The organism is Mesorhizobium sp. WSM4813 (assembly GCF_055811555.1).
The window spans coordinates 43,148-66,602 of sequence record NZ_JBVVQU010000017.1 but is presented as its reverse complement, the minus strand read 5'-3'; the positions used below and the strand labels follow the sequence as shown (position 1 = coordinate 66,602).

Below are 23,455 nucleotides of genomic sequence, written 5' to 3'. Positions count from 1 at the left end.
CTCGTTTCCCTCCGGACATCTCCGCCGGTTCACTCGATATCAGCGCGTCCAAGATTGCACGTGAGCAGATCGACGGGCGCTCGCTGACTTCGGGGCAGACCGAGCGCGTTTGGTTTCCATCGAGCGAACAAGCGATCTGTGACGGACCGACTGGGCCGGCCATGGGCGGCAACGCGACGGCGCCGCCGTTGCTCGAACAAAAGTTGCGTTTAGCGTTGAAATATACTTCTCCATCTGGACGAGATAATAAAAATTAAAAAAGTACCTTTGTTTTTTAATTATTGTTAACCATGTGTTAGTCGACGTTATTCGGTTAACGCTTGAGGAAACTATTCAGGTTATGTTTCGTACCTCGCTGCTATATGAGTCTTAGGTAATGTGCGGATTCGGGGGCTATTTTGGTTCGATCCGGGATGCGGAAGCTTTGCTTGCGCGCATGATAGCTGCGATCGCCCATCGCGGGCCGGATGAGCAAGGGAAATTTGTGACAGCCGACGCTGGGCTCGGGCATGCGCGGCTGTCGGTGATCGGGATCGGTGATGGCCAGCAGCCGATGTCAGACGTGTCAGGCAACTTGACCATTGCGTTCAACGGCGAGATTTTCAACTACCTGGAACTGCGCGAAGGGCTGATAGCCAAGGGCCGGCGCTTCCGTACGTCGAGCGACACAGAGGTCATCCTGCACCTGTATGACGAGATGGGCGAAGACTGCCTGCCGCTTCTGAACGGCGATTTCGCCTTCGCAATATGGGATAACAGGCGTCGGCGTATGGTGCTTGCACGAGACCGGATGGGTGTCCGGCCGCTGTTCTACACGAACAAGGACGGCGTGCTTTACTTCGCATCGGAGATCAAAGCCCTCATGAAGGTCCCCGGCGTCTCAGCCGAAATCGACCCGATTGCACTCGACCAGATATTTACGCTGTGGGCGCCGATCGCTCCCCGCACGGCTTTCCGCAATATCCATGAGCTGGAGCCGGCAAGCGTGATGATCGCGACTCAGGGGCAAGTCACGGTCAAACGCTATTGGCACCTCGACTATCCGCATCGGGACGCGCCGTCGACGGTCACGAACGAGGACGATGCGGCCGAGGAGCTGCAGGCCCTTTTGACCGATGCGGTGAGGCTTCGCATGCGCGCCGACGTGCCGGTCGGTTCTTATCTTTCGGGCGGGCTCGATTCGTCCCTTGTCTCGGCGCTTGCCGCCGGCATGACTCCTCTCAAGCTGCAGACATTTTCCGTGACGTTCGACAGCGCGGAGCACGACGAAAGCGCCTTCCAGACCGAGATGGCTTCAGCACTTGGCACCCATCATCGAACCATTGCCTGCCGTGCCGGCGATATCGCCGGTGTCTTCCCTGACGTCATCCGCTTTGCCGAGCGGCCGATCATCCGCACGGCCCCGGCCCCCCTCTATCAATTGTCCGGCCTCGTTCGCCAGGCCGGCCTGAAAGTGGTGCTGACTGGCGAGGGCGCCGACGAGGTCTTCGCTGGGTACGATGTCTTCAAGGAAGCGCGTGTTCGCCGGTTCTGCGGGCGGCAGCCGGCATCGCGCATGAGGCCACAGCTGTTCCGCCGGCTTTATCCCTATCTGCCGGGTCTGCAGCAGCAGTCCGTGGATTACCTGGCTGCGTTCTTCGGCGCCGGTAACACTGCGCTCGACGATCCGCTGTTCTCGCATCGGCCGCGCTTCAAGACCACGGCGGCGGCGAAGATTTTCTTTTCCGGCGACCTGCGTGCGACGTTGAAGGGCTATGACGCGGCTGAGGACCTGGTCAGCCAGCTGCCCCAAGCATTTTCCCTGTGGCAGCCACTGCATCAGGCACAATATCTCGAAACCCGCTTTCTCCTGCCGGGTTATATCCTCTCCAGCCAAGGTGATCGCATGGCGATGGCGCATGGAATCGAAGGACGTTTCCCTTTCCTCGATCCTCGTTTGGTGGCATTCGCAGCAAGACTACCGCCGGAGATGAAGCTGAAGGGATTGGTGGAAAAGCACATACTGCGCAAGGCAGCCAAGCACCTGCTTCCGACGGCGATCCGGGAGCGCACAAAACAACCTTACCGAGCCCCGGACGCCAGCTCCTTTGTTGGAGCCGGAGAACTGGATTACGTACGCGACTGTTTGAGCGAAGTGAGCATCGCTGCCGGCGGACTGTTCAACACCAAGGCGGTTGCAAATCTTCATGAGAAATGCCGCACGCAGCCAGTATCTGGGTTTCGCGACAACGCGGCCTTCGTCGGCATTTTGTCGACGCAGCTGTGGCAGAAAAATTTCACCGGCCAAGAGATCGGTGCAGCACGAGCAGCTTGAGAAGGGAAGGAAAGAAAAATGGTTACAATCAAGGACAAGGTCAGAACTTTTATCGTCGACAACTTCCTGTTCGGCGACACGTCATACCAGCTTGCAGATACAGACTCGCTGATCGAGAACGACATCATCGACTCGACCGCCGTGCTGGAATTGGTGGCATTCATCGAGGACGATTTCGGCATAGCGATGGTCGATTCCGACGTCGTACCGGCCAATCTGGATTCGATTGAACGTCTCTCATCCTTTATCAGTGCGAAAGCAAAGGCGCTGGCAGCGTAGGTGCGGTCGGCGAGGAGCGTCCATGCGGATCGAACATTTCCTGGCCGCCAAGGCCGCTGCCCATCCCGCCAAAACGGTATTGATCACCAAAGACAGAAGGCTGAGTTTCGAAGAACTGGACGATCTTTCGAGCCGCCTGGCCGCAGCCCTTTTCATGAATGGCGTCAGGCGCAACGACCGGGTCCTGATCTTCATGGACAATTGCTGGGAGGCTGCGGTTTCGATTTTCGCCGTCCTCAAGGCAGGGGCGACGTTCAGTCCGATCAACTCATCCACCAAGGCTGAAAAGCTTGCCTACATCATCGCTGATTGCGACGCTGCCGCGATCCTCACGCAAGCAAAGCTGATGCCTGTGGTCGCTGAGGCGTGCGGATCGAGCGGCAAGACCGGCGTCTTCGTGGCTTCCACCGCTGGTGCCGATAACCAATGCCCGGCTGGGGTGAACTCCCTGGCGGACTGCCTGACACTCGAAGCCGGGGAGATCGACCACCGCGGCATCGACGTCGATCTGGCCATGCTGATTTACACCTCAGGCTCAACGGGCCGGCCCAAGGGCGTGATGATGACGCACCGCAACTGCGACGCGGCCGCCGACTCCATCACCACCTATCTGCGCAACTCTCCAGACGACATCATTTTGAATGTTCTTCCCCTTGCCTTCGACTATGGCCTCTATCAGTTGCTGATGGCTGTGAGACTCGGCGCCACGCTAGTGCTCGAAAAGTCATTCGCTTTTCCGCAAGCGGTCTTCGAACGCATTCGCGAGGAGGGCGTCACCGGTCTTCCGCTCGTGCCGACGATGGCAGCGATGATCCTGCAGATGCGTGACCTGACGCCGGGCTTCCTGCCCAGCCTTCGCTATATTTCCAATACGGCGGCGGCCTTGCCGCAAGCGCACATAGAACGCCTGCGCTTCCTTTTTCCCGGTGTCAGGCTGTATTCGATGTATGGCCTGACGGAATGCAAGCGCTGCACCTATCTACCGCCCGAGGAACTCGATCGCCGGCCGGGATCGGTCGGAATAGCCATTCCGAACACCGAAGCCTTCGTCGTCGACGAGGACGGGCAACGAGTGCCATCCGGCGTTGCGGGTGAGTTGGTCATTCGCGGGCCGCATGTCATGCAGGGTTACTGGCGCAACGAAGCTGCAACCGAACGGACCCTGCGGCCAGGCCCGAACTCTTGGGAGAAGGTTCTCTATACCGGGGATCTATTCAGTACCGATGAGGATGGCTTTCTCTATTTCGTCGGGCGCAAAGATGACATCATAAAGACGCGGGGAGAGAAAGTGGCTCCGAAGGAAGTGGAAGCCGTGCTTCACGCCCATCCGGGCATCGCGGAGGCCGTTGTCGTCGGCGTGCCGGATCCGGTGCTAGGGCATGCCATCGGCGCACTCGTCATACGCTCGGACCCGACGCTCAGCGAAAAGGATGTCATGCGCCACTGCGCACGTCATCTTGAGGATTTCATGGTCCCCAAGCTTATCGAGTTCCGCTTGGAACTGCCGAAGACGGATACGGGCAAGATCAGCCGCCGGCTTGCTGCAGAGATGATGGAGGCCGCGCCATGAGTGTTCGCCCGACCCAAGACGCGCAGACCGTTCTGGCGCAGGCTCTGGCGATTGACCCCGGCGCCGAAACGGAGAGGATCGTGACGGCCTTGCGCAAGCAGTTGCGCGGCATTCGCAAGCGCGGCCTCACGCTCGGTCTTTCGGGCGGGATCGATTCAAGTGTCTCGGTGGCGTTGGCCGCGCGAGCCGTCGGGCCTCAGAATGTATTGTGCCTCTTCATGCCGGAAAACGATTCCGATCCGGAAAGTCTGCGGCTCGGCCGCCTTGTCGCCGACACTTTCGGTGTCGAGGCTATTGTGGAGGATATTGGGCCGACCCTGCGCGCCATGGGCTGCTACCAGCGTCGCGACGCCTTCATCCGCGAACTGGTCCCGGAATACGGCGAAGGCTGGGCCTCGAAGATCGTGATTGCGAACGCCCTCGAGAGTGAGGGCTACAATATTTCGTCGCTGGTGGTGCAGGACCCCAATGGCAAGCAGACCAAAATAAGAATGCCACTGCCAGTCTATCTCGGGATCGTCGCCGCCACCAACATGAAACAGCGCACGCGGAAGCAGATCGAATACTATCATGCCGACCGCCTGAACTTCGCCGTTCTTGGAACGCCCAACCGGCTGGAATACGATCAGGGCTTCTTCGTCAAGAACGGTGACGGCGCGGCGGACGTCAAGCCGATCGCCCACCTCTATAAAACGCAGGTCTACGCGCTCGCGGCCTATCTCGGCGTTCCCGAGGAAATCCGCAACCGGCCGCCGACCACCGATACCTATTCGCTGGCGCAGACGCAGGAGGAGTTCTACTTCTCGCTTCCCTATGACCGCATGGATCTTTGCCTTTGCGGCCTCAACAACGGCGTGGCCGCCGAAGTGGTGGGGCAGGCGGCGGGAATAACTGCCTCGCAAGTTGAACGCGTCTGGACCGACATCGCCGCCAAGCGCAAGGCGACGCGCTATCTGCACCTTCGTCCGCAACTCGTTGATGAGGTCGAGGAAGTCGATACCTGACCTGCCTCTCGACACGGGTCATGGGAAGCGCTTCAGGTGAAGCGGCCGCCGATCAGCCGGCTCCACTGCTCGCCCGCAAGCCCGTTCAGGAAAGCTTGTGAGTTCTTCATGGCATCCAGAAGCTCTGGATCGCGTGAATGCACCACGGTCGAGGCAACAGTCAGGAAAGCTATGCGTCGCCCAAGCATTGCTTCCAGAAGTGCGGGTTGAATCCGTCCGCGCAGGCCGCTGACGCCGCGTACGGCGGCGTGATCGACCAGACAGTCGATCACCGAACCTGCCTGACCGGGAAGTGCGAGGATCTGTAGCACGCGACCGATTCCATTCACCCTTGCGTAATAGGCGAATGCGCCGACATTGGTGCCGACTGGCGATGCCACAGAAACGTAGACAAGCTCGCCCAGATCCGGCTTTTGTGCCGCATCGGTCAGAATGTGATGGAGCTGGCCTTCCGCCCACTTCGGGCGCAGGGCGAACTGGGCGGTCAACGGTTCGACGAGTTTGGCAAATGCGTCGCTGTCGATTTCGGATGTCCGAAAGGCTCCATGACCTGCGCCGGCCGCCGCCACACCGGACCAGCGTCGTTCGCTGGACTTCATTCGACTGCAATAAAATCGGTCGAGGGCATGCGCAAACGGACCGAACATTCGGACAAGCTTCATGCGACTGGCGGAAAGGCTGAGCACAAAGCTCGACGGCCGCATCACGCGTACCCAATCGAGGCTGTATTGCGGCAGGACCACGCCGCGCAGCCGTGTCCACAACCTTGCGGAGATGTCGTTGGCCGTCTCGCTGAAGGAGATATCCTGCGGACCATCCAGGTAAGCCTTCAATAAGCGAGCACCGGCCATCGGGTCGCGCTCATGATCCTCGACCATGAGCGAGCTGCAGATGGCGGCGTGTAATTGTCGGCCGTTGAATTGCATCGGCAACACGTGAACGCCGACAAACCCCGAGACACGGCCGGCGTCGTTGACATGGACGAGCGACCGGAGCTCGCCTCCGCAACCGGGCGCCTCCAGATAAAACCTTTTCATGTATTCGATGAGCGAGCCAGGCGCTTTGGTCCGCTCTTTGCGCAGCACGCGTTGAAACATGGCCGCGACTGCCGGAAGATCGGCACCTTCCAGGGCGCGAATGACGCTCAAGCCCGGCTCCCGGCACCGGAGTCCCGGCGTTTCCAGACCATGGCAAGGCCAGGCTTCCCGTCGGCCATCTCGGCGAACGTCAGGTGTTCGTAGCGGTGCAATCTCGACCAGTTGCAATCGCTCAGGTGGCCGAAAGGAGAGCTGTAATGCTGCGGCAAGGTAGGCCCTTTGCGTGATCATGAAAACGAGCGTCGTTGCTGTTACCAACTCCGGGTAAACCGATGTTAAAGTATTGGTAGCGAATCGAGTTTTATCGACGCGGCTCGCACCTTGTTTCGTTGGCGCCGCGGCACGTCTGGCGAGGCCTCAGCCTCGCAACTTCCGGTGCGAAACCAAGTCGCTTTGGCTACGATCCTTGCCCGCGTCGCCGGTTTTGAGACGAGTCATGACAAGTGCTGCATGATCGGCCGCTGCTGCCTGGTGCAAGAAAAAACCGGCGCCGAAATCGAGGATCATGGCGGAAGGAGCCGGAAATCCTTGCCTTCGGGCAGCAGCTGCCCGCCGTCGACGATTATGGTCGTGCCGGTGATGTAGCTGGCATCATCCGAGGCCAGGAACAGGAAAGCATTGGCCACGTCGCGCGGGCTGCCGAGGCGGCCTAGCGGTATGGAGTCCTCCATGTTCTTTATATAGGCGGCGCCGCGATGCAGCTGGATTGCTTCGGTGAGGATATTGCCGGGCTCGACGCCGTTGACGGTGATGCCATAGCCCGAGAATTCGAGAGCGGCCGAACGAATCAGGCCGTTGATGCCGGCCTTGGTCGCCGAATAGTGGCCGTGACCAGGGCTGGTAACGTGCGGGCCGGTGATGGAGGAGGTGAACAGCATGCGACCAAAGTGCTGCGCCTTCATCGGGGCGAGCGCGGCACGGGCGGCATTGAAGCTGCCGCGCAAATTGACCGCCATGACACGGTCCCAGTCCTCCGGACTGGTGTTTTCCAGCAACTGCCACGGATAGATGCCGGCATTCTGGACCATGATGTCGAGACGGCCGTGATGTTCGAGCGCCAGCGCAACGGCGGCCTCCGCATCGGCCATCTGCGAGATGTCGGTGCGGATGAAGGCAGCGCCGAGCTCGTCCGCGGCCGCTTGCCCGGCCTCGACCTCGGTATCGGCCAGGACCAGCTTCGCGCCCTCTTCGGCAAAGCGCTGTGCGATACCCTTGCCGATGCCGCGCGCACTGCCGACGATTAGCGCGATCTTGTCTTTGAGACGCCCGGTCATGCCAGCCCCCCTCTCATGCCAGTCTTTGGCGAATGGTTTGCTTGAAAGCGTCGAGCAGCACAGCGGCAAGCACCAGCAGGCCATGGATCACCTGGGTGAAGTTGGCCGGAAGGCCCATGAGGTTGATCGCCGTGTTGATGGCCGACAGCAAAAGCACGCCGGCATAGACGCCGGGCAGGGTGCCGACGCCGCCCTTCAGGCTGACACCGCCGATGACGACGGCGGCGAAGGCGTTGAACAGCAGGCCGACGCCGAGATTGGCGGTGGCGCCGGAGGTGCGGATCGCCAGCAGCCAGCCGGCAAGGCCGGCGATGGCGCCAGCGAGAACGAAGGCGATGACGAGGTTGCGGTTGACGCGGATGCCGGCGCGGAAGGTTGCGGTCTCGTTGCCGCCGATCATGACGAGATGCCTGCCGAAGGGTGTCTTGGCCATGATCAGCGAGAAGACCACGAAACACGAAATAGCGATCCAGGCGGTGAGCGGCAGGCCAAGGAGCCGCTGAATGCCGAACCAGCGGATCGCCGGCGCGAGATCCTGTGCGGAGCGGCCGCCGGAAATAACCAGCACGAGGCCGCGCACCCAAATGTAAGACGCCAGCGTGATGATGAAAGCACTCATCTTCACCTTGACGACCAGGTAGCCGTTGATAACGCCGATGATGCCGCCGACAGCAAGGGCAATAAATAGCGAAACCGGAACCATTAGCCATTCCGGATGCAATTGGACGCCAAGGCCGATACCCGCCGAGCAGAACAGGATACCGACCGCCATGGCACTGAGCGCCGCCACGGATTCGACCGACAGGTCCATGTGGCCGGTGATGATGACCAGCGCCAGGCCGATCGACATGACACCAAGCACGCTCGACGCCTCTATGATGTTGGCGAAGATACCGAGTTGGAAGTAGTTCGGAACGGAGATGGAGAAGACCACCAGCACGAAGACCAGCATGAACCAGACGAGGTTGTCGAGAACGAACTCGAGGGCGTGGCGCGTGCGGGGATTCATGTGCTGATCCGGCTGGCGCATCGATTCTCGGAAAGGATCATGCGCGGATTGAAATTTGTTGCAGCGTTCCTCGCGCCTCCGTTCGGACGCGCCGGGCTGCAGTGGTGGGCTCCGGGCCAGCGTGGCCCGAAGCCCTACGCGACTTTGCTATTCGACCGGCTTCACGGTGCCCGAGGGCGGCTTGAGATTGCCCCAGAAGGCCGGGTTGTCGACGTTTTCCTTGGTGATCGCAGCGCCGGGGATCTTGATGTTCGGTCCCCAGGCTTCGATGGTCACGGTCGACTTCAGGCCGAGCACGTCGTACTCGCCCGGCTTGATCTCCTGCTTGTTGACGACCTTGTCCATGAACATGGCGACGGCGGCGGCCTGAGCGTAGAGCGGCTGCTCGACTTCGACGTTGAGCCAGCCTTTGCGGATCAGGTCGAGGCCGACCGGGGCACCGTTCGAGCTCATCAGCATGACGTCGCCCGGCTTCTTGCCGGCGGCCTCGAGCGAGGCGACGGCAGCGACCGAGAGATGCGCGGCGTGGCTGAAGATCAGGTCGATATCAGGGTTGGCGAGCATCTGGTCGTTGACGATGGTTCCGGCTGCATCCGCCGCCCATTGCATGGCCGGAACCGAGATGATCTTGACGTCCGGGAACGCCTTCATCTTCTCCTCGAAACCCTTCTGGATGTCGAGCGTGTAGGGGTCGCCAGGATCGCCGAGCACCTGGAGGATTTTTCCCTTCACCGAGCCGTTCTTCGCCTTCAAGAGCTTCTCGGCCTGATCGGCGGCAATCTGGCCGATCTCGACCGTTCCCGCCACCGACGTGAAGTCGGAGGGTGTCGAGGTGATCTGGCGATCGAACTCGACCACCGGGATGCCGGCGGCGCGGGCGGCCTCGATAGACGGCTTCAACGCATTGAAATCGACGGCAGCGAGAATGATCGCCGACGGCTTGAGCGCGATAACGTCGTTCATTTGCGATTGCTGAGCGTCGGTCTTGTTATCGGCGTTCAGCGTCTTCATCTCGTAGCCGACCTGCTTCAGGAACATCTCCAGAGCGCTCACCGAGCCGGTCTGGAATTCGTCGAGCAATGTCGGCACCAGGTAGTAGACGGTGCCCTTGGACTGGGCGAATGCCGGCGTGAGCGTGGCAAAGGCCAGTGCCAGGATACCGAAGACAGCAAGAAGTATTTTCTTCATGTCGTTCGCTCCTTTTGCGCCGGACCCCTCATTTGTCCCTCAGCCTGCCGGTCCGGCACCGGCGAGCGTCTCTCCGGTGATCATGTTGATCACCGCGTCGGGACTTGTCTTGTTGCGCGCGACATTGCCCGCAACGACGCCTTGCCGGATCACCACGATCCGGTCGGCGACCTGGAAGGCCTGCTGCATGATATGGGTGATGATGACGACGCCGATACCTTGGCTGGCCACCTGACGGATCATGTCGAGACCGCGCCGCGTCTGCTCGACACCGAGTGCTGCGAACGGCTCGTCGAGAAGCACGAGCTTGCCGCCAAAATGCACAAACCGGTTAAGCTCGATGGCCTGCCGCTGGCCGCCCGAGAGGTGCTCGACATTGGTCCTGAGCGATGGGATGCGCGTGCCGGCGCTGGCCAGCGCCTTTTCGACCACTCGCTCCATGGCGGGTTCGTCGAGCACGGGAACGCCAAGAAATTTCCTGGTGATCTCGCGGCCCATGAAGAAATTGGCGACCACGTCGACATTGGTGCAAAGCGAGAGGTCCTGGTAGACGGTCTCGATCCCCGCGGCCTTGGCCTCGGCGGGAGATTTGGCGAGGAATTCCTTTCCCTCGAACAGCATGCGACCGGAGGTCGGCTCCAGGCCTCCGGCGATGATCTTGACCAGTGTCGATTTGCCGGCGCCATTGTCGCCCAGAAGCGCCACCACCTCGCCCTTGCCGATCGAGAAGCTGATGCCCTTGAGCGCTTCGATCGCGCCATAGTTCTTGGCGACGTTGTCGAGCACCAGCAGAGGTTCACTCATGCCAGGCTGAGCTCCGCTCATGTCAGGCTGAACTCCGTTCATGCCGCGATCCCCTTGCCTTGCAGGATATCTCGCCCGCGTTCGCGCTCGGCGGTGAATATCTGGCCGAAGCGTGGCGAAAGCACCCCTGAGACGGCAAGCGCTGCGGCACCGCGCAGCACCGCCTGCTGGCCGCCGCGTGCGACGGTGACACGAGGCGCCGTGCGGTCCTTTCGCGCCGAGATCGAGTTGGGAAGGTTCGCAACCGAACCAGCTAGCCGTTCAAGCAGATCGGTGGACGCCAGGCCGCCGAGGATGATGGTTTCGGGATCGAACAGGTTCTCGATGATGGTGATGGCGTTGCGGAAGATCGGCCCGACTTCATCAACCCAATCGGCGTCGCTGATGTTCCGGCGCCGCAGCGCCTCGAGCGAGAGGTATCTTTCGAGGCAGCCGCGATTGCCGCAGGGGCACGGCTCGCCACCCGGCACGACGGGAATATGTCCGATTTCGCCGGCATTTCCCCACGCGCCGCGCAGCGCGCTTCCGTCATGAACCATGACGCCGCCAAGACCGACACCGAAATAGAGATAGTAGTATTCGGAATATCCCGTCCCGAGGCCATACAGGCGCTCGCCCATTGCCGCGGCCGCCATGTCGGTCTCAAAGAACGCGGGCAGCCCGGTCGATGCCTCCAGCCGTTCTCGAAGCGCCACGTCCTTCCAGCCGGTCATCGTCGTCGGGCCGATAAAGCTCATCGACTCCACGCCGAAAGGGCCGGGCAGCGCCATGCCTATGCCGAGAACGCGACCGCCAGGCCGCAGTCGGGTCAATTCAAGCACCATCGCGCCGATCAGATCGAAGGCATGGTCGGGCGTTGCGTTGGGGGCCTCGCGGTAGGCGCTCTCGATCACGTCTCCGCTCAAATTGATCAGCGCCGCATTGATTCCCAGCGGGGTGACATGGATGCCGACGGCATAGCCGCCCTCCGGATTGATCCGCAGGGTCGCCGGAGGCAGCCCGCGCCCCCGCGGCTCTTCGCGCATGGACAGAACGTAGCCGTGTTCTTCCAACTCGCGAACGATGGTCGATACCGTTTGGACGGTGAGCCCGACCCGCCTGGCAATGTCGCCGCGGGCGACCGGACCGTGAACGCGGATGGATTCAAGCACGATGCGCCTGTTGTAAGGCCGCCCGAATTCCTGATTGGTCCCCCGCAGTGCCATGTCTTGCGTCCCTAGATGAGGATCAGGTTCGCACCGAATATTTATTCAGTCAAATGGAATTCAAAAATAATAAATGACTTCCGCGCATGATGCGTCGGTCCCGGGTTCACCAGCGACACGGAGCACGAGCAGAGGCCGCTATCGGATGGAAACGGCCAGATCTGTCTTAATGAAGAAGATGGCGGGCTTCAGAGGTACTGGGCGACCTTCTTGCCGACCCTCAGAAAACGTAGCGGGTCGATGGCTTCGCCATTGTGGCGGATCTCGTAGTGAAGATGTGGGCCGGTCGAGCGGCCGCTGCTGCCGGTCTTGCCGATGACGTCACCGGCGTTGAGCCGATTGCCGACGGTCACGCTGATTTTGCTGAGATGCCCGTAGCGCGTCGCAAAGCCATTGCCATGGTCGACCTCGACCATGCGCCCATAGCCGCCATTCCAGCCTGCCTTGACGACGATGCCGGGCGCCGTGACCTTGGCGGGCATCCCGGTCGGCGCCCTGAAATCCATCCCCGAATGCAGCGCGGCGGTGCCGAGGAGCGGGTCGGTGCGCACGCCAAACGGGCTGGTGACCGAGCGACCGGGGGCGGGATTGGCGAGCGGCAGCCGGCGCGCCTCCTTTTTCAGGCGGTCGAGCGCGTCCAGCGCCTCATCGAGTTCTCTAACCTTGCTGTCGAATGTCATCGAACTGTCGAGTGGTATTAACGGACCGCCGGCATCGCTCTTGCCGAAATCGCTGTCGACCGGCAGGCCAGCCGCCTCGAGCGCCTGAGAAATTGCATCGGCGTTTCTGTAGGCGTTGTCGGCAAGCGTGGTGATGCGGGTGAGCTGCTGGCTCTCTATGGCCTTGAGCGACTCGTTGATCGACACGAACAGTCTGTCTGCACGATCGGCCGCGGTGTCGCTCGGCAGCGGGTCGGAGCGGGTCGACCACAGGGAGAACGGCCTGGTGTCGCCGGCGCCAAGGTTGGCGCCGACGCCGGCAACCGAATAGGCCTGCGGCTGGGCGTCGGTCACGCCGGCGCGTTCATCCGACTTCGCGGACGCAGCAGTGCCTCTCGCAGGTGGCGTTCCGACTTCGCTCTCGCTGCGTTCGAGGAGCGGGCCGAGGCGGCCATGGCGCAGGCTGAGTTGGGTCTGTCGCTCCAGCAGTTCGCCGACCTTGGTTTCCATGAGCTGCTGGTCAAGAAGCTGGCGGCTGGTGATCCGGTCGACCTGGGCGCGCAGTGCGGAGATGCGGTCCTCATAGGCCTGCTGCATGCGCGCCTGCCGTGCCGTGGTCGCGCCGATCAGGTCGTCGCGCAGCACGAGATAGGAAGTCGCCAGCAGGTAGCCGATGGCCATTGCCGCCAGTGCGGAGCCGCAAAATGCGGCAACCCATGGCCGTATGGTGAAGTGCCTTATCTCGTTACCCCGGGCGATAATGACAGTGTGGGGCTCCTTGCGCCTGCCAAAGACCGCTGACTGACTGGCTACGTTCACGGGACCAAGCTTTCATTACGACACCACGACAAGCCTCATTACACATCATTAAGGTTAACGGTCGGTTGCTTGCGCCCAGCTGCTTGCAGCCCATAGGTTGCAGCCGGATTGCCACGAGGGGCATGAAGTGCAGACTTCGGCGCTCATGCCTCTCATGGGGCTTTCAGGCCACAGCCGACGTTGACGTCAAAGCGCGCGCACGGCCTCCAGCACCGCCTCGGCATGGCCTTTGACGCGAACGTTTCGCCAGATCCTGGCGATCCGTCCGTCGCTGCCGATCAGGAACGTTGCACGCTCGACACCCATATAGCGGCGGCCATAGAGCTTCTTCTCGACCCACAGATGATAGGCTTCGATCACCTTGCGCTCCTCGTCGGCGACGAGGTCGACGGTCAGATCGTATTTTGATTTGAATTTGTCGTGTTTTCGGACGCTGTCCGGCGACAGGCCGATGACGGCGGCGCCGAGCTTTTCGAACTCCGGCTTCAACTGCGAAAAGCCAATCGCCTCATTGGTACAGCCTGTGGTGTCGTCTTGCGGATAGAAGTAAAGCACGACCGGCTTTCCCAGCAATGACGCGAGGCTGAGCGAGCCGCCGCCGTCGCGGGGAAGATCGAACTGCGGCGCAAGGTCGCCGACGTCGAGATCAGCCATATCGATGCCCTTGTTTGAGGTTACGCGCGAAGCCTCATCGATATATTGTCGCACCGGGATTCGTCCACGGTCGAGTTCGTTCAACGGAAAATTGTGTGGATCAGGAGCAGGCGCAGCACGAGAAGATCAGATTCAGGCGTGATGAGATCACCGACCTGGGTGCCTTCCCGTCCGCGTGCCGCGTACCGCCGCTCGGCCAGGCGTCGATCGGCCGCGGCGTTCGTATTCTTGCGCGGCTGTTTGCCGGCCTTGTGGTGCTCGTGCTGCTGGCCATCGCCGCTGTGTATGCGATCGGCATGTCCGGTTTCGGTGCCGAGCGGCTGCGGGCCGAAGCGGAAACGGCCATCGAGAAATTGGCCGGCGTCGATCTCGATGTTGCGGTCGGGCCGGCCGGTCTCACGCTCGACGGATCGAGCTTCATCGCGCTGCAGGTCAGCGACGTCAGCCTCAAGACCGCCGACGGCAAACCGATGGCCGATGCTGGGCGTGTCCGCTTCGGCATACGGCTGATACCGCTGCTTTCGGGCGAGGTGCGGCTTACCAGCGCCAGGATTTCCGACGCGCGCATCGTGATGGCGGCGCTGCCGTCGGGTGGCGACTGGACGGCCGCGCTGCGCAATGACGACGGCCTCATCGATCCGGAAAGACTGGCCGGCACGGTCTTTGCCAGCATCAACCATGCGCTCGATGCAGTGCGGGAGGATTCGATGCGCCGGATCGACCTCCGCAATGTCGACATCGTTCTGCCCGAGACCGGGTCGGTCAAACTGGTCAGGATCACAGATGCCACCGTTGGACAGTCGGGGCCGGGCGGCATGGAGTTTTCATCAGACGCGGATGTCGACGGCAGGGCACTCGCCATCGCCGCCTCAGCCACTCGCGATACGACGACGCGGCGCGTGACGGCGTTGGATGCCAGCGTCGAGATAGCGGAGGTTAACGACGCTACGGCGCCAGGTGGGACGCTGGGCGCGATTGCCTTGAAGCTGGCGGGATCGGAAGGATCCAGCGAGAACGCGTCGCGGCTGACGGCCTCGCTGTCGTTCGCCGGTTCCGTGCTCGATCTCGGCCCGCGTGGCTCGCTTCCAGCAGACGTCGATCTCAATGCCACGCTTGTCGCCGGTTCGAACAAGATCCAGGTCGACAAGCTGCTGTTGAAAACCGGTCGCTCGATTTTCAATTTCGCCGGTTCGATCGGACCGAAGCCTGCGATGGGGACAGCGGGCGAGGAGCCATCCTACCGCTACGACCTGACCAGCGACGGCTCGACGCTGTCGCCTTCGGAATCGTCGGAACCCGCGCTCGATTTCATTGCCCGCGTCGCCGGCGTCTACCAGACCAGGAGCCGCAAGCTCGTGGCCGAGCAGATCGGGATCAGGTCGGGGTCCGCCAGCGAGGCGCTGGGCACGGCCTCGGTCGAATTCGCTAGGGGAAAGGCGCCAGGCATATCCGTAGCCTTCAATGTCCACGATATGCCGGTCTCGCACGTCAAGCAGTTGTGGCCCTGGTTTTCCGCGCGAAACGCTCGCCTTTGGGTACTGAAGAACCTGTTCGGCGGCCGTGTCGTCGATGGCAGCCTGCAGTTCCAGGTCGTGCCCGGGCGTCTTGGCAACGGGATCCCGCTTTCGTCAGATGAAGTGTTCGGCCGGTTCCAGATCGAAGGATCACGCTTCGATACGGCCGGCCACATCCCGCCGATACGCGATGCCGTCGGCGTCGCCGAATTCCACGGAAACGACGTCGACATCGCCTTGTCCTCGGGCAATGTCTATATGGGCAGTGGTCGCACGGTGGCGGCAAGCAACGGCACGATGACGATCAAGGCGGCGAACCGCCCGCCGGTGATCGGCGCGCTCGATATCGACGTCGCCGGGGAAGCGTCCGCAATCGCTGAGCTCGCCTCCTATGACCCGATCAATGCCATGCGCCACGTCGGCCTGCTGCCGGACGACCTGTCCGGAACGGTGACGGGCCATGTCAAGGCGGACATTCCGCTGCAGTCCGGCGTCGACAGCTCGAAACTCGATTGGCTGGTGACGCTCGATTACAAAGACCTGTCGCTGGGCAAGCCGTTCGAAGACCAGACGGTGACGGACGCCGATGGTTCGATCACGGTCGAACCCGAGAAGGCCGTGATATCAGCCAAGGCGTTGCTCAACGGCATTCCAGCCGAACTCGACCTGATCGAACCGCTCAGGGATGGCGGACCGCCACGCAGCCGGAAAGTGGCGCTGATGCTCGACGACAAGATACGTGCCGCCGCCATGCCTGGCCTGTCGGAGCTGCTTTCCGGAACCGTCAAGGTTGAGATCGACAAGAGCGGCACGGGCAATCAGACTGTTTCGGCGGACCTGACCAGTGCCAGGCTGAACATTCCCTGGGCGGGCTGGAGCAAGGGGCCCGGCATTTCAGCCAATGTCACATTTGCCATGGCCAAGTCCGGCGACACCACGACGCTGTCCGACTTCGACCTGAATGGAAAGACTTTTTCGATCGACGGCGGCGTGGTGCTGGTCAACGGCGCCCTGTCCTCGGCGCGGTTCAGCAACGTCAAGTTGAACCGGGGCGACGATGTTGCCGTTTCGGTGAAACGATCGGGTAAGGGCTACGCGATCGACATCAGCGGCAGCGCGCTGGACGCGCGCTCGCTGATCAAGCAATTCACGTCCGATGTCGACACCGCCACCAGGGCCACGGGCTCCGACGCGATTTCGGTGAGCGCCGATGTCAATTCCCTGACCGGCTTCCACAACGAGACACTGTCGAAGCTGAAGCTCGACTACAGCGCCGCCGGTTCCAGGGTGAATGGGCTCAAGGTGAGCGCCACGGCAAGTTCGGGTGCTGCCATAAGCATCAGCAATACGACCGGCGCCGGCAGGCGCGCCCTCAACGTGACGTCGGCCGATGCCGGCGCCATCCTGCGGTTCCTCAACATCTACGAGCATATGGAGGGCGGCTCGATCACGCTGGCGCTTGCCGGGGCAAGCGATGGGCCGATGAGGGGCCAGGTCGACTCGCACAACTTCTTCGTGGTCAACGAGCCGAAACTCGCCTCGCTCGTATCGACGACGCCGGCGGGCGACAGCCGCAGCCTCAACGAAGCTGTCAAAGCGAACATCGACACGTCGAGAGTGAAGTTCGAGCGCGGCTTTTCCGAGATCGAAAAGGGCGCCGGCTATCTGAAGCTCGCTAATGGCGTGCTGCGCGGCCCGCGGATCGGCACAACCTTCCAGGGCACGCTCTACGACCAGAACAACAATATGGACATGACCGGCACCTTCATGCCGGTCTATGGCCTCAACCGCATTTTCGGCGAACTGCCGCTGTTCGGCGCGCTGCTCGGCAATGGCCGCGATCGCGGCCTGATCGGCGTGACCTACCGGCTCAGGGGCGATGCCAACAAGCCGAAACTGGACGTCAATCCGCTCTCGGTGATCGCCCCCGGCATATTCAGGTCGATCTTCGAGTATCGGTGAGGTCGAAACCCAATCATTTCGAGCGACCGAGTCTTGACCCTAAGTGGATCGCTCCGGCCGAATTCGCGCCCATGGCCCTAAGCCGCCCGTCGTTCGGTCATGCCACAAGGTCCGCATCGGTGGCCGGTCTTTTTTGCCTGTCCCCGATTGGATCTGGTTCGTAGTTACGGGCTGGCTACAGGTGGGCAATACCGGCTTTCAGCAGTCCTTCGCGGACGTGCTGCACATCAGACTCCTGGGCATAGTGCAGGGTCGCGATAAATGAATCGAGGTCGAATTGGGGATCGAGCGTTCTGATCTTGCCTAGATGCGCCGCGGCCGCGATTTCGTCGCCGAGCCAGCCGTAGCAGGCAGCGGCGAAAGCGTGCTGAACCGAGTCCATGGTTGACAGATGCATGAAAGCTTCGATCGCCTCGCCATACTGGCGCGCGGCGAAATGCGCCTTTCCCAGATGGCTCCAGAACCTCTCCGGGTGGTGCGGGTTCAACTGCATTGCCTTGCGGATCCATTCAATTCCTTCTTCCGGCCTCCCCAGCCACGTCAATAACTCGCCTTGCTGCACCACCACGAGATCGTAATTGGGATTGAGGGCGAGGGCGCGCTCTTGATGGTAGCGCGCTGTGGTCAGCTCATTGTTGTTCACGTTCACTGCGGCGAGGATGCGGTGAACATCGGCATCGTTGTCGTCCAGCGCCAGCGCCCTGTCCAACGCTGCCATGATGTCGTTCCAGACGCCATCCCTGTCTTCGCACCAGTTATGGACCCAGGCCTGGCCAAGAATGCAGGCCCGCCAGGCATGGGCGTGGGCATAATCGGGGTCGAGCGCGACGGCCCTGCCTATCAAGTTTTGCGCGCGTTCATTATCCGCAATCGTGCTTCGGTGATGCAGCACCTTGGCAGCAAGCACACATTCATAGGCGGCCATGTTTGCAGGTTTCGCCCGCGCGAGTTGGTCCCGCTGAGCCGCCTCGACACGACCGGGCAGCGTGGCTGCGATCGCCGAGGTCACCTCATCTTGAATCGCGAATATGTCGTCCAGCTTCCGGTCATACTTGTCTGCCCAAATATGAGCGTCATTCGCCGTGTCGATGAGCTGAACCGTCACGCGCACCCTGTTGCCGATCTTGCGGACGCTTCCCTCCACCAGGTATTGGACGTCGAGTTTCTCGGCCACCTCGCGCACATTCACGGCGCGGTTCTTGTAGACGAAGCTGGAATTGCGCGAGATGACGAACAGCTCATGGTGGCGGGATAGTTCGGTGATGATGTCCTCGGTCAGTCCGTCCGCGAAAAATTCCTGCTCGGGGTCGCCGCTCATGTTGTTGAATGGCAGCACCACTATCGAAGGTTTCGAGATGGATCGCTTTGCCTCGACTTCTGGCAGGACAGGACTGTCAAACCCAATGCGATAGAGGCGAACCGGGCGGCTGATGTTCTTTAACGTCTTCTCGCCCAGGTCCTCCATGGCAATTTCGAGACGGTCGGCAATTTGGGTCGCCACCGCTGCGGTCACGCAGATACCGCCGACGTCGGCGAGTTGCTCGATGCGCGAGGCAATATTGACGCCGTCGCCGAAAATGTCCTCATCGTCGAAAATGATGTCGCCGAGATTTATGCCGATCCTGAATTCGATACGCCGTTCTTGCGGCACATCCGAATTGCGCCGTTTCATGCGCTGTTGGATTTCCACGGCGCATTTCACGGCATCGGTCACGCTCTGGAACTCGACGAGCATGCCGTCTCCGGTGGTCTTGATGATCCGGCCCTTGTTCTTCGCGATGGCGGGATCGACCAGTTCTATGCGATGGGTCCGAAGGCGTGCGAGCGTGCCGGATTCGTCGGCCTCCATTAGCCGACTGTAGCCCGCCATATCGGCAGCCAGAATTGCGGCTAGTCTCTGTTCCATCGCTTGAACCAAAAACCAAGCCTATCCTTCCTGGGCTGCCAAATCCAGCAATTTGGGCTGGTGGCTGAATCAAGAAGTCTACCTACTGCGGCAGCAAGAAAGGGCGGATCAGAACCTTCCGCCTTCCGCCAGGTGGCTGCGAACTCGACCTGATTAAGTTTACCTAGGCCGTGATCCCGAACCGAAGGCCAGCGCAGCAAGAAGTGAAACCGGTTTCGGAAAAGGGCTAATAGAGCCCCCATCCCGATTCTATCGCGATCGATCAGGCGCTGGTCAGACCGGCCGCACCAGAACGTGTTTTTTCTTGCCGAGCGACAGTTTTACGACTTGTTCTGGGCCGAGATCCTGAAGTGTCACCAACCGGCGATCGTCGGACACGGACTGGTCGTTCAGCCGCACGGCGCCGCCCTGGATGTGTCGCCGCGCCTCTCCGTTGGATGCGGCAAGCCCGGCGGTGACGAACAGCGACAATATGCCGACGCCGCTTTCCAGATCGGCCTTGCCCACCTCGACGGTCGGCAGCGTTTCGGCCAGCGCGCCTTCTTCGAACGTCTTGCGCGCAGTTTCCTCGGCTTGCTCGGCCGCCTCGCGTCCGTGCAGAAGCGTACAGATTTCAGTCGCCAGGATCTTCTTCGCCTCGTTAATTTCGGAGCCGCCAAGCCGTTCCAAACGCGCGACCTCATCCAGAGGCAGCGTCGTGTAGAGCTTGAGAAAGCGGCCGACATCGGCATCCTCGGTGTTGCGCCAGTATTGCCAGAACTCGTAAGGCGACAGCATTTCGGCATCGAGCCAGACCGCGCCTGAAGCCGACTTGCCCATCTTGGCGCCCGACGAGGTGGTGAGCAGGGGCGTGGTCAGCGCGTAAAGCTGCGCGCCCTCCATCCGATGGCCGAGATCGATACCGTTGATGATGTTGCCCCACTGGTCGGAGCCGCCCATCTGCAGCCGGCAGCCCAGACGCTTGTAGAGCTCGACGAAGTCGTAAGCCTGCAGGATCATGTAGTTGAATTCGAGGAACGACAGCGATTGCTCGCGCTCGAGCCTGAGCTTGACCGAATCGAAGGCGAGCATACGGTTGACGGAAAAATGCCGGCCGACATCGCGCAGGAAATTGACGTAGTTGATCTCCAGCAGCCAGTCGGCGTTGTTGATCATGATCGCGTCGTTCGGGCCGCTGCCGAATTTGAGGTAGGGCATGAAATTGCGGCGGATGCCGGCTAGATTGTCCTCGATATCCCCCGGCGTCAGAAGCTTGCGTGCCTCGTCCTTGAACGACGGGTCGCCAATCATCGAGGTACCGCCGCCCATCAGCGCGATCGGCCGGTGGCCGGTCTGTTGCAGCCAGTGCAGCATCATGATCTGGATCAGCGATCCGGCATGCAGGCTTTTGGCGGTTGCGTCGAAGCCGATATAGGCGGTCACCGTTTCCTTGGCGAAAAGCTGGTCGAGGCCGGCATCATCCGAAATCTGGTGGATGAAACCGCGCTCGCTCATTATGCGCAGGAAATCGGATTTGAAGGCGGACATTTTTTCTTTCCCGAAAGCGCCCAATCGAAGCGGATCGGGCGTGGTATGCGTGAACGCGGGCGTTTAGCATCCAAGCGCGGTCAGCAAAAGGGGAATCCGGTTTTGCGTCCGATCGCGTTCTACATAATCGGTTCGATACGACGCAATCACGGGGTCGTGAAACGGCGCAAGCGCGCGCTTCCGGCTGCATCCTTGCTTCATCGTTTGGGCTGGCGTACTGAGGCGCCGCGCCAGCGGGTTCTTTGCGCCTGACCCGCTGGAACGGCACTCCACGGCATCGAAACGAATGCCATATCCTATGACAGAGCCCGACCCGAAATGCCGGAGATATCCATCGTCATTCCTTGCCGGAACGAGGCGGCTAACCTGCCGCTTCTGCTTGACGAGATCGGGGCGGCGATGGCTGGGCGCGACTTCGAGGTGATCGTCGTCAATGACGGTTCGACCGACGAAACCACCCCGGTGCTTGCCGCCCAGGCAGCGCTTCGCCCGTTTCCGCTTCGCCACCTCCGGCACGAGAAATCCGCCGGCCAGTCTCTCTCTGTGCGTTCGGGCGCTTGGGCGGCCCGCGGCGATATCGTCGCCATGATCGACGGCGACGGCCAGAACGATCCCAAATATATTCCGGTGCTGGTCGATGCGCTGCGGCAAGCCGGTCCCGGTTTCGGTGTTGCGCAAGGGCAGCGCCTGAAGCGTCGCGACAGCAAGATCAAGCAACTGGCGTCCCGTTTTGCCAACTGGCTGAGAAAGGCCGTCCTGGATGACGAGACCCGCGACACGGGCTGCGGCCTGAAGGCGATCCATACCGACCTCCTCAGGAAATTGCCGTTCTTCGACGGCACGCACCGCTTTGTTCCGGCTCTCGTCATCCAGGAGGGATATCGCGTCGTGCATTGCGACGTGGTCGACCGCTCTCGCCGCCACGGCAAGTCGAATACGGAATTTTCGATCGCGGCCTGCAGGGGGTGCTTGATCTCGCCGGTGTCTGGTGGCTGCGCCGCCGGCGCCGGAGAATGCCAAAAACAGCGGAAATCCGGCATGGCTAACGTGCTTCAGGAGCTGGCGACCTGGCTTCACGACGTCTTCGTCAAGCAGTTTGATACGTGGATCCTGCTCGGCTTTGTCGCCCAGTTCTTTTTCAGCATGCGCTTCTTCGTGCAGTGGATCGCATCGGAAAAAGCCAAGCGCAGCGTCGTGCCGATCGCTTTCTGGTTCTTTTCGCTGTTCGGCGGCAGCCTGCTGCTGATCTACGCCATCCAGCGGCAGGATCCGGTCTTCATCGCCGGTCAGGCCCTGGGCCTGTTCATCTACATCCGCACCTGTGGCTGATCGCCAACGAGCGCAAGGCGGCGATGACGAACGTCGATTGAACGCCCTGCCTCTCAGCGCGACGTGGCGCAAGCCGGTACGATCGACACCGATGCCTTCCTGGCCGCAGCAGATCCCTGAGAGACTCCGGCTGTGACTTTGCACAAGGGCGGTGCTATCTGTCGTCCAATCCGCCGTAGCCGGATCAGCCCGTGCACCACGTCCTGTCTCGTTTCCTGGAAATGCGGGGGCTGGTACATCGCTGTTATCTCAACCGTTTCGGCCGCGGGTCGGACAACTCGCCGGCCAGACGGCGATCGAGATAGTCCGCGCATTCCTGGAGCAGGAGATCCGCGTCGTTGGAGAAGAAATGGTTGGCGCCGGGCAAGGTCTTCTGGGTGATGGTGATGCCCTTTTGCGTGTGCAGCTTGTCGACCAACCCCTGCACGTCCTTTGGCGGCGCGACCTTGTCGGCGTCGCCATGGATGATGAGGCCGGACGACGGACAGGGCGCCAGAAACGAGAAGTCATAGGTGTTGGGCTGCGGCGCGATCGAGATGAAGCCTTCAATCTCAGGCCGGCGCATCAGAAGCTGCATGCCGATCCACGAGCCGAACGAATAGCCGGCGACCCAGCAGCTCTTGGAATCCGGATGCAGCGATTGCACCCAGTCAAGTGCCGCGGCCGCATCCGACAATTCGCCGGTGCCGTGGTCGAATTCACCCTGGCTGCGGCCGATGCCGCGGAAATTGAAGCGAAGCGTGGTGAAATCCCGCTTCTGGAACATGTAGAAGAGGTCATAGACGATCTTGTTGTTCATCGTGCCGCCGAACTGGGGGTGCGGGTGCAGGATGATGGCAATCGGCGCGCTCTTTTCCTTGGAAGGCTGGTAGCGACCCTCCAGGCGGCCGGCCGGACCGGTGAAAATGACCTCAGGCATAAAATACTCCACATGGCATAAGAATGCGCGGCGCCCGGAACAACTCTTCCTCTGGCCTTGACGCAGGGCGAGCGTCTTTCTAGAAGCTAGTTTAGAATTGTTCAAAACTGGGTGGCCAAACGTAATGGCTTGGCTACCCACGCCGCACGCCGCGTAAATAGGACGTCTTGCCTTGCAATTTCAAGGAAATAACGCGCTATCCTCGCGGAACGGCTTTTGACGGGACCAGTTGAAGCGAAAATGGCCGGACAACGCGCCTATCTCGACTACAATGCCAGCGCGCCGCTGCTTGCCGCGGCGCGGGGGGGGGGGGTTTGGGGGGGGGGGGGGGGGCCCCCCCCCGCGGCGGGGGGGGGGGGGGGGCGCCCCCCCCCCGCGGGGGGGGGGGGGGGGGCGGGCCCGGGGGGGGGGGGGGGGGCGAG

The 23,455-nt window shown here is 61.4% G+C and carries 18 protein-coding genes and 1 pseudogene; 7 read left to right on the top strand and 12 right to left on the bottom strand.

The features are described 5' to 3' along the window. Positions 1-376 precede the first annotated feature (376 nt). From asnB to nadE, 4 genes are read left to right on the top strand one after another with little or no spacing between them, the layout of a single operon-like run. Entirely contained in the window at positions 377-2,314 is a 1,938-nt protein-coding gene (asnB, locus tag AC0L25_RS12145; RefSeq protein WP_473595704.1) for an asparagine synthase (glutamine-hydrolyzing), read from the top strand. 18 nt (positions 2,315-2,332) lie between these two features. After that, positions 2,333-2,593 (top strand): acyl carrier protein, encoded by a 261-nt coding sequence (locus AC0L25_RS12140; protein ID WP_127316279.1) that lies wholly within the window; start codon positions 2,333-2,335, stop codon positions 2,591-2,593. 22 nt (positions 2,594-2,615) lie between these two features. Next, positions 2,616-4,163 carry a class I adenylate-forming enzyme family protein gene (locus tag AC0L25_RS12135; RefSeq protein WP_473595703.1) on the top strand — a complete coding sequence of 516 codons (1,548 nt, stop codon included), beginning with the start codon at positions 2,616-2,618 and terminating at the stop codon, positions 4,161-4,163. Next, a complete protein-coding gene (gene nadE / locus AC0L25_RS12130; protein WP_473595702.1) occupies positions 4,160-5,167 on the top strand; it encodes an NAD(+) synthase in 1,008 nt (335 codons plus the stop codon). Before AC0L25_RS12135 ends, nadE begins: the two co-directional genes overlap by 4 nt. Before the next feature lie 32 nt (positions 5,168-5,199). On the opposite strand, the gene AC0L25_RS12125 is transcribed toward nadE, so the two are convergent. The 9 genes from AC0L25_RS12125 to AC0L25_RS12085 all read right to left on the bottom strand — a co-directional run bounded on the left by AC0L25_RS12125 (position 5,200) and on the right by AC0L25_RS12085 (position 13,876). Beyond that, positions 5,200-6,315, bottom strand: a complete 1,116-nt coding sequence (locus AC0L25_RS12125) for a hypothetical protein (protein WP_473595701.1) — start codon at positions 6,313-6,315, stop codon at positions 5,200-5,202. A gap of 306 nt (positions 6,316-6,621) precedes the next feature. Then, positions 6,622-6,771 (bottom strand): hypothetical protein, encoded by a 150-nt coding sequence (locus tag AC0L25_RS12120; protein ID WP_473595700.1) that lies wholly within the window; start codon positions 6,769-6,771, stop codon positions 6,622-6,624. Continuing rightward, a complete protein-coding gene (locus AC0L25_RS12115) occupies positions 6,768-7,538 on the bottom strand; it encodes an SDR family NAD(P)-dependent oxidoreductase (RefSeq protein ID WP_473595699.1) in 771 nt (256 codons plus the stop codon). The genes AC0L25_RS12120 and AC0L25_RS12115 overlap by 4 nt, the downstream gene beginning before the upstream one ends. 13 nt (positions 7,539-7,551) lie before the next feature. Next, on the bottom strand, positions 7,552-8,547 hold the full coding sequence (locus tag AC0L25_RS12110) for an ABC transporter permease (protein ID WP_473595698.1): 996 nt from the start codon (positions 8,545-8,547) through the stop codon (positions 7,552-7,554). Positions 8,548-8,694: 147 nt separating this feature from the next. After that, positions 8,695-9,735, bottom strand: coding sequence for a sugar ABC transporter substrate-binding protein (locus AC0L25_RS12105; RefSeq protein WP_473595697.1), 1,041 nt, complete (start codon positions 9,733-9,735; stop codon positions 8,695-8,697). A 39-nt stretch (positions 9,736-9,774) separates the two neighbouring features. Continuing rightward, a complete protein-coding gene (locus AC0L25_RS12100) occupies positions 9,775-10,539 on the bottom strand; it encodes an ATP-binding cassette domain-containing protein (protein WP_473595696.1) in 765 nt (254 codons plus the stop codon). 38 nt (positions 10,540-10,577) lie between these two features. Further along, positions 10,578-11,744: an ROK family transcriptional regulator gene (locus tag AC0L25_RS12095; protein WP_473595695.1), complete on the bottom strand. Its 1,167-nt coding sequence runs from the start codon at positions 11,742-11,744 to the stop codon at positions 10,578-10,580. A 188-nt stretch (positions 11,745-11,932) separates the two neighbouring features. After that, on the bottom strand, positions 11,933-13,222 hold the full coding sequence (locus AC0L25_RS12090) for a M23 family metallopeptidase (protein ID WP_473595694.1): 1,290 nt from the start codon (positions 13,220-13,222) through the stop codon (positions 11,933-11,935). A 186-nt stretch (positions 13,223-13,408) separates the two neighbouring features. Continuing rightward, a complete protein-coding gene (locus AC0L25_RS12085) occupies positions 13,409-13,876 on the bottom strand; it encodes a peroxiredoxin (protein WP_473595693.1) in 468 nt (155 codons plus the stop codon). A gap of 95 nt (positions 13,877-13,971) precedes the next feature. On the opposite strand from AC0L25_RS12085, the gene AC0L25_RS12080 reads away from it, so the two are divergent. Further along, the gene (locus tag AC0L25_RS12080; RefSeq protein WP_473595692.1) at positions 13,972-17,352 is read left to right on the top strand and encodes a hypothetical protein; all 3,381 of its coding nucleotides are present in this window, start codon (positions 13,972-13,974) and stop codon (positions 17,350-17,352) included. Positions 17,353-17,527: 175 nt separating this feature from the next. Here AC0L25_RS12080 and AC0L25_RS12075 read toward each other — a convergent pair whose 3' ends face one another. Next, a complete protein-coding gene (locus AC0L25_RS12075; RefSeq protein WP_473595745.1) occupies positions 17,528-19,258 on the bottom strand; it encodes an adenylate/guanylate cyclase domain-containing protein in 1,731 nt (576 codons plus the stop codon). Between the two features lie 273 nt (positions 19,259-19,531). Next, entirely contained in the window at positions 19,532-20,785 is a 1,254-nt protein-coding gene (gene tyrS, locus AC0L25_RS12070) for a tyrosine--tRNA ligase (protein WP_473595691.1), read from the bottom strand. Positions 20,786-21,103: 318 nt separating this feature from the next. Between tyrS and AC0L25_RS12065 the strand changes: the two are divergent. Together AC0L25_RS12065 and AC0L25_RS12060 are read left to right on the top strand one after the other, a co-directional pair. Continuing rightward, positions 21,104-21,831 (top strand): annotated as a pseudogene (locus AC0L25_RS12065) (glycosyltransferase family 2 protein). Then, on the top strand, positions 21,824-22,114 hold the full coding sequence (locus AC0L25_RS12060; RefSeq protein ID WP_473595690.1) for a lipid-A-disaccharide synthase N-terminal domain-containing protein: 291 nt from the start codon (positions 21,824-21,826) through the stop codon (positions 22,112-22,114). Before AC0L25_RS12065 ends, AC0L25_RS12060 begins: the two are co-directional and overlap by 8 nt. A gap of 244 nt (positions 22,115-22,358) precedes the next feature. Here the strand turns inward: AC0L25_RS12060 and AC0L25_RS12055 are convergent, their stop codons facing one another. After that, a complete protein-coding gene (locus AC0L25_RS12055; RefSeq protein WP_027154148.1) occupies positions 22,359-23,033 on the bottom strand; it encodes an alpha/beta hydrolase in 675 nt (224 codons plus the stop codon). Between the last annotated feature and the right edge of the window lie 422 nt (positions 23,034-23,455).